The organism is Methanoculleus sp. UBA208 (assembly GCF_002498065.1).
Classification (GTDB): Archaea; Halobacteriota; Methanomicrobia; order Methanomicrobiales; family Methanoculleaceae; genus Methanoculleus.
Genome location: NZ_DAFZ01000001.1, coordinates 800 through 7,538, shown reverse-complemented (window position 1 = coordinate 7,538; position 6,739 = coordinate 800). Strand labels below are relative to the sequence as shown.

Annotated in this window: 7 protein-coding genes; 3 read left to right on the top strand and 4 right to left on the bottom strand. The window is 64.0% G+C overall.

The genetic code is table 11. The annotated features are described in order from the left end of the window. Positions 1-377 precede the first annotated feature (377 nt). Positions 378-821 (top strand): hypothetical protein, encoded by a 444-nt coding sequence (locus tag BRA62_RS00045; protein WP_349680527.1) that lies wholly within the window; start codon positions 378-380, stop codon positions 819-821. Here BRA62_RS00045 and proS read toward each other — a convergent pair whose 3' ends face one another. Genes proS through BRA62_RS00030 form a run of 3 tightly spaced genes read right to left on the bottom strand, consistent with a single transcriptional unit; the run spans position 822 to position 3,695 of the window. Then, the gene (gene proS, locus BRA62_RS00040) at positions 822-2,255 is read right to left on the bottom strand and encodes a proline--tRNA ligase (RefSeq protein ID WP_292363984.1); all 1,434 of its coding nucleotides are present in this window, start codon (positions 2,253-2,255) and stop codon (positions 822-824) included. 35 nt (positions 2,256-2,290) lie between these two features. Further along, complete coding sequence (locus BRA62_RS00035; RefSeq protein ID WP_292363983.1) at positions 2,291-2,857, bottom strand: stage II sporulation protein M; 567 nt, start codon at positions 2,855-2,857, stop codon at positions 2,291-2,293. Continuing rightward, positions 2,850-3,695 (bottom strand): DUF63 family protein, encoded by an 846-nt coding sequence (locus BRA62_RS00030; protein WP_292363982.1) that lies wholly within the window; start codon positions 3,693-3,695, stop codon positions 2,850-2,852. Before BRA62_RS00030 ends, BRA62_RS00035 begins: the two co-directional genes overlap by 8 nt. 11 nt (positions 3,696-3,706) lie before the next feature. Here BRA62_RS00030 and BRA62_RS00025 point away from each other — a divergent pair, with 11 nt between their 5' ends. Then, entirely contained in the window at positions 3,707-4,789 is a 1,083-nt protein-coding gene (locus tag BRA62_RS00025) for an NAD(P)-dependent glycerol-1-phosphate dehydrogenase (RefSeq protein WP_292363981.1), read from the top strand. A gap of 6 nt (positions 4,790-4,795) precedes the next feature. Continuing rightward, entirely contained in the window at positions 4,796-5,248 is a 453-nt protein-coding gene (locus BRA62_RS00020) for a UPF0179 family protein (RefSeq protein ID WP_292363980.1), read from the top strand. 518 nt (positions 5,249-5,766) lie between these two features. Here the strand turns inward: BRA62_RS00020 and BRA62_RS00015 are convergent. Further along, positions 5,767-6,630 carry an ADP-ribosylglycohydrolase family protein gene (locus BRA62_RS00015; RefSeq protein WP_292363979.1) on the bottom strand — a complete coding sequence of 288 codons (864 nt, stop codon included), beginning with the start codon at positions 6,628-6,630 and terminating at the stop codon, positions 5,767-5,769. Positions 6,631-6,739 lie beyond the last annotated feature (109 nt).

Sequence of the window (6,739 nt, the reverse complement as noted above, 5' to 3'; positions counted from 1 at the left end):
CCCTTCACCCCCACAAGTTAAAGGATCCGGAATGTGCGAAAATGGGGGAATGGCGACCGGGGCGCCCACCGGATCCCCCGGGGGCTGGATCAGGAGACGGTGGAGTTTCGAACGCGACAGGCGGAATGACGCCCTCCGGACATGGGCACCGGCAGGCCCCCCGTTCCGGGTGCCCGGACAGCAAACCTCCCGGGCGAACGGATCCACCGGCCCCATTCGACACGTATAAGAGCACCCCGAGCGCAATACGTAGTAAACCTCACGACAATTGTACAGACCGCGCAATTTCGCGTGGAATGCTTTCAAGGGCATGGGGCGTCAGCCCTGTGTCCCTGAAAGGTAAAAGGTATGAGGCCAGTATAATCATGACTTCCAGAATGCATACCCCCCACACCACCTGTCCCAGCTGCCATGAAGAGGTCTTCCTGGACGAACTCGTGGGCGGGCGCTGCCCCCTCTGCGGGTATTCCCTCGATGAAGACGACGGAACGTGCAGCGAATACGAGGAGACCTTAGAGCGCTCCGACCTCGGGTGGATGATCTTCCAATTTTATGTCTTCAAACGGTTCTGCAGCGAGGGAGCAAACCCGCTCCAGGTCATGCAGGTCCTCTCCCGGTATGAGGAGCTCACCCAGTGCAACCCCGCCGACGCGGAGAAGATGCAGTTCACTCTGGAAGTTCCGATGAGCCGCTGGGAACGGCTGCTCCCGAAGAGATGCGCAAAATGCGGGAGAATATTCCTCCTGGGCGGAAAAGCAACGATATCGGGAGACATCTCGTCCCCCGAACACGTAAAATCGTATACCTGCCCGTCCTGCTGATCAGTAGGTCCGGGCAATCAGGGCGGACGTGCCGTTCCCGCCGCAGGCGACGCACGGGCCGTCCGAGACGGCGATCAGGTCCGAGCGGATGTCGGAGCCGATGATGCTCGCATCCACCGCCGTCTCAATCTTTTCTGCGCACTCCTGCGAGCCGCACCAGTGGACGACCGCAACCCCGTTCTTCACCGCTGCTGCCGTCTCTTCCATGGTCGCCGCCACGATGATCCGGTCGGCCATCGCCTGCCGTGCCGTCTGAGAGAGTTCCTCCCCGAACTCCCCAAGGATGGAGCAGACTCCTTCGACGACGCCACGCCTGTCGAGCGTGGTCTTCTTGCCGCTCCGGGTGACGGCGACGACCGTGTTCGCGTCGATGTCCCGCGGCCCGACCTCGATCCGCAACGGGACGCCGCGCATCTCCCAGTGGTAGTACTTTGCGCCCGGGCGCATCTCCCGCGCATCGAGCTTCACGGCGAATCCGGCGTTCCGGAACTCCTCTTCTAGCGCCCCGGCCGCAGAGAGCACCTCGTCCCGCCGCTTCCCGACGATAATCGGCACGATGACGACCTCTATCGGCGCAACCTCCGGCGGCAGCACGAGCCCTTTATCGTCGCCGTGGACGCTTATCACAGCCGCAATCGACCGCTCGGATATGCCGTAGCAGGTCTGATAGACATACTGCTGCTCCCCGTTCGCGTCCTCGTAGGTGATATCGTAGGTGCGGGAGAAGTGGTCGCCGAGCATGTGCACCGTCCCTATCTGGAGCGTTTTGCCGTCGGGCATGACGGTATCGACCGCGATGGTGTAGTCGGCGCCCGGGAACTTGTCCCAGGCCGGGCGGCGGGATACGATCACCGGCACCCGGAGGCTGTCGTAGAACTCCCGGTAGAGGCCGAGCGCGACCTCAACCTGCGCCGCCGCCTCCTCCCGCGTCGCGTGCACGGTATGCGCCTCCTTAAACGACGTGATCTCCCGGAGGCGGATGAGCGGCCGGGTATGCTTCGTCTCGTAACGGAACGTATTGACAACCTGGTAGAGTTTCAGGGGCAGATCCGTGTGGGACCGGATCCAGAGGGAGTACATCGGGTAGATGGCGGTCTCGCTCGTCGGCCGGAGAGCGAGCGGCACGTCGAGCTCGTTCCTGCCGCCGTGGGTGACCCAGTAAACCTCGTCCTCGAAGCCCTTGATGTGCGTGGCCTCCTTCATGAACTCGGTCTCGGGGATGAGGAGCGGAAACATCGTCTCCGCGTGGTCGCGGTCCATCAGGTCCCGGAGTATCCCGTATGCACGTTTCCTGACGGCGAACCCGTGGGGATACCAGACGTACAGCCCCTTGACCGGGTAGCGGACGTCCATGACCTCGGCTCGCCAGAGAATCTCGTTGTACCACTGGGAAAAATCGTCTTTCCGGGGAAGTACACCAGTATCTTCTTCCATCCGTCTCGTACCTCAAAAACTATCGATCTGCCTCTCTAAGCTATCATACTTAGGATTGCCGGCGTAATAAATGCCTCTACGGCCGCGGCAACCGCGAGAAGCGGGACGACTACCCGGAGAAAGAGGCGGGCGAGAGGCAGGGCTCCGGCAGCGGCATCGCCGCTCCCGTGCCATTCGTCGATGAGCTCCCGCCCGAGGAGGAGGCCGAGGCCCCCCGCGATGAGGAAGGCGGGGACCTCGAAGATGCCGTGCGGCAGGAGCGCCGCGGCAATATAGAGCATGCCCTGCTGCTGCCGCACGAGTTCCGTCACCGCACCGATCAAAAGGCCGTTGACCGAGAGGATCAGCACCGTGACCACACCGAGGGAGGCCCCCCCGAGGAAGAGAAGGAGACAGGTGGACAGGTTGTTTAAGAACAGTTTGACCGCGAGGACCGCCGGGGAGTCTGAGAGGAGCCCGGCTACGACCTGCTCGGAAAAGAGAGACATGACCTCCGCGCCTACGCCCGGGTCGAGGGCCACGGCAGCGACGCCAAGGCCGACCGAGACGGCAAAGAAGACGGCCGCAAGACCCGTGGCCCGGGCGGGCGAGGCTTCAGACATAGAGCACCATCCGCACGAGATCGCGTATCCCCGGCGCCATGCCGACGACGATCATGGCAAGCAGGATCAGGTGCCAGAGATCGGGGTTTCCTTCCCGCCGGTACATCTCGAGGACGTAGACGGCAGGGACGATCACCGCGATCTTGAGGAGAAACATCGAGAAGGCGGTGCCGGTCGCATCGATCAGGGCCGAACCCACGACGTGCTGCTCCACGTAGCGGACGGGATGGATATCGATCCCGTAACTCGTGGCGCTCGCGTCCAGCATGTGGCCGAAGATGAGGAGTTTATAGAGGATGTTCGAGGCGTAATCCCACTTCAGCACGTAAACGAGGAACGCCCAGAGGGCGAGCGACGTGACTGACGCAAGGGCGAGAATGGTGGTGAGGACGTCGAGCGCGATCGTCGCTTCAGTCAGGCCGAACCAGACGAGCGCCGCCGTGGCAAGAAGGCAGGCGGCGATCCCCGTTCCCGCGTAAACTCGGCTGTAGCGGGAGACAAGCCCGGCATTCTCCGCAAGTTTCCCGGCAAAGAGGGCGATCCCCGCAACCGCAAAGATCACAAAGAAGATCAGGGGCGTGATCAGGAGAAAACGGAAGTCGGAGGTGATCATCCCGGTATCCTCGACGACCCGGAGAAGCCCCCCGAGGACGACGAAAGGCAGGGTCGCGAGCACCAGCTCGTCGTCGATAGCAATCTTATACCGCCGGAGTCCCCGGTAAACGAGGTAAACCGCTGCGATGAGGATCAGGGCGTAGGTCAGCGTATCGACGAGCGTATATGCCTCTCCGTAACGAATGGGATCGATGTAATATTTGTAGAGGAACTCCCTAATCATTACTGATCTAAATGAGCGCAGACCGCATAAACCTACTCAGAACCAAGGTCTTCGACAAGTCCAAATGGATGCAGCTCCCCCGTGACGTCGTCATCGGCCACGATGTCATCGAGCAGATCCCGGCTGTCTGTGAAGACCTTGCCCTCGGCGACTCTGTGCTCATCGTATCGGGAGGCCTGACACGGGACGTCGCCGGAAAAAGGGTCGAGGCGCTTCTTGCCGGCTCCTACGACGTCGCGACGTTTGCCGCGGGCGAGGGCGATCCCTTTGAGACGATCAGGAAGGCCGAGGCGGCGGCGGCAGAGGCCGGGTTCGTCATCGGTGTCGGCGGCGGCCGGGTCATCGACACGGCGAAGATCGCCTCTTACAACACCGACCGCCACTTCATCAGCGTCCCCACCGCCGCATCGCACGACGGCATCGCCTCGTCGAGAGCCTCGGTACCGACCGCCGAGGGGAACGTCTCGCTCGCCGCCGAGCCGCCCATCGCCGTCGTCGCCGATACCGCCGTCATCGCATCGGCGCCTCACCGGCTGCTGGCGTCCGGGTGCGCGGACATCATCGCGAACTATACCGCAATCCTCGACTGGGAACTCTCCCACCGCCTCCGGGGCGAACCGCTCTCGGAGTACGCGCTGACGCTCTCCCGGATGACCGCCGAGATCCTTTTTAAGAATGCCGACCTCATCAAACCGCACTCCGAGGAGAGCGCCTGGCTCGTGACGAAAGCGCTGGTCTCTTCAGGCGTCGCGATGAGCATCGCGGGGTCGTCCCGGCCCGGCAGCGGCGGCGAGCACAAGTTCTCCCATGCACTGGAACGGCTCGCCCCGGGGAAGGGGCTCCACGGGGAGAAGTGCGGCATCGGGGCGATCATAACGATGTACCTCCACGGCGGCGACTGGGAAGGGATCCGCAGTTCCTTAAAAAAGATCGGCGCACCGACCACCCCCGCCGGGATCGGGGTCGACGACGAGACGGCTGTCGCGGCGCTGCTCGCCGCCCGGACGATCCGGCCGGAACGGTTCACCATACTGGATATGGGGCTGACCGAGGAATCGGCGCGGGACCTGGTGAAGATGCTCTACCGGGAGTGAGACGAGATGGCGAAGGAGAAGACAAAGGTGACGCTGATCGGGGCCGGGCTCGCAAAGCCGGGGCTTGATTTCGTCTACGAAGGCACCACGTGCCCGGAGTGTGAGAACTGCAAGGTGCGCAAGACCTGCCACAACCTGCAGCCCGGAAAGAAGTACCGGGTCGCCACCGTCCGCACGAACACCCGGCACGACTGCCCGGTCCACCACGAGGCGGCGGTCGCGGTCGATGTGGTGGAGGCCCCCATCGTCGCGCTCATCAGCGCCGAGATGGCGATCGCGAACTCGAGGATCAGCTACGAGTTTTCCTGCCCGAGAATCGAGTGCCGGAGTTACCGGCTCTGCCGCCCCGACGGCATCATCGAGGGGGAGAAATACGTGGTCGGGGAGGTTCTCGGCAACGCTCCCGATGTCTGCGAGCGGGGCCGCCCCCTGAAACTCGTGGAACTGCGGCCGGCCTGACGCTCTTTGCGAGACCTCGCCCGTACCTGCTCTGGTATTTTTCTCAACCCCTCATCCAGATCGCGGCGGATGCTCCGCTGCACGGTTGCTCACTAGATATCGCCATGACTGCCCCTTCCAGCGCGGGAGGAGGAGAGGTTACAAAGGAGAGCCATATGCGATGGAGACAGGGGAGGGGGCGAGCCCCCCTCCCCGTCGGCCCCACCCCCAATGGCGATATCCCCACGGTCCACTGCATGGGGAGATGCCGGGAGAAGGGTGGTTCCCCGGCTCGTTTCCGAAAGTACGGCTTTTCTCCGGCTATCGCCACGCACTGCCCCTGCCCCCGGGAGGGGGCGGGGGAGGAGCGCCGAAGGCGCGGGCGGAGTGGGGGTTGCCGAAGAAGGGCATAGGGGTATTCCCCGCCCCTCGCGAACCCTTTTGTAAATTCCCCTGCGACTCCCATCACCACCGCACGGCTCTTCTCCAGAGTTTCCCCGCGCTTCCGGCGCGAGGCCGCTGCCAGACGCCCCGCAGCCCTACGCCCGGCTCACCCCTGCGAGCCGCCGGGCGAGAGCAAGGAGTTCCTCCCGATCCTGGAGAGCCGAGAGCCACGACGCGGGGATCGCCCCGCACCCGTACCGCGCCCCGGCGAGTCCGCCGGCGATCGCGCCGACGGTATCGGCATCGCCCCCGAGGTTGACCGCCGCGACCACCGCATCCCGAAAGGACGGGGCGTCCATGAAGACCCTGACGGCGCAGTGGGTGCAGAGGACGGCGTCGAGCGAGGGGTCCGGCGGATACGCCCGATAATCCTCGAGCAGCCCACGGAGTTCCCGGTCGCCGCAGGCGGCAAGGGCCCGGCCGAAAGCCGTATCGGCCTCCTCTCCCCGGCACATCCCGCTGACCATCCGGTTGACGAACGCCGAGGCCTCGCCGGCGGCGGAATCAAAGTGCGTGACGCGGGATGCGGCAAGGCTCGCCTCGCGCACCTCCCCGGGCGGGTAGAAGATGCCGACCGGGATGCCGCGCATGACGCTCCCGTTGCTCCGGCTCCCTCCCCGCGCCTCGTGCACCATCCTCGCGGCGGCCGACGGACTGACGCCCTCCTCGATCAGGTCGAGGACGGCACGGGACGTCGGCCCGAAGAACTCCGGGTGGGTGTGGTAAACCCGAACCAGGCGGCGAGCGAAGTCCTCCGGGTTGAACCCACCGCACCCGACGAGGGTCTGCGCCAGGGCTGACGCCTGCAGGGTGTCGTCGGTGTACTGGCCCGGAAAGGTGTTGTGGATCCCGCCCTCGGACATCTCCGTTACGGCAAACGGGCGCGGAGGAAGCCCTTCCAGGGGCGCGCCCAATGCGTCGCCGATTGCAAGCCCGATGAACGCTCCGACCGCCCGCATCTTGTGCATATAAAAAGATCACCAACAAATTATATCTACCCGCGGACAGTAGTATTCTTCGAGGAAAGGTGATATCGTGCAAAAGGAAGAGCTGCTCCACTTACACATG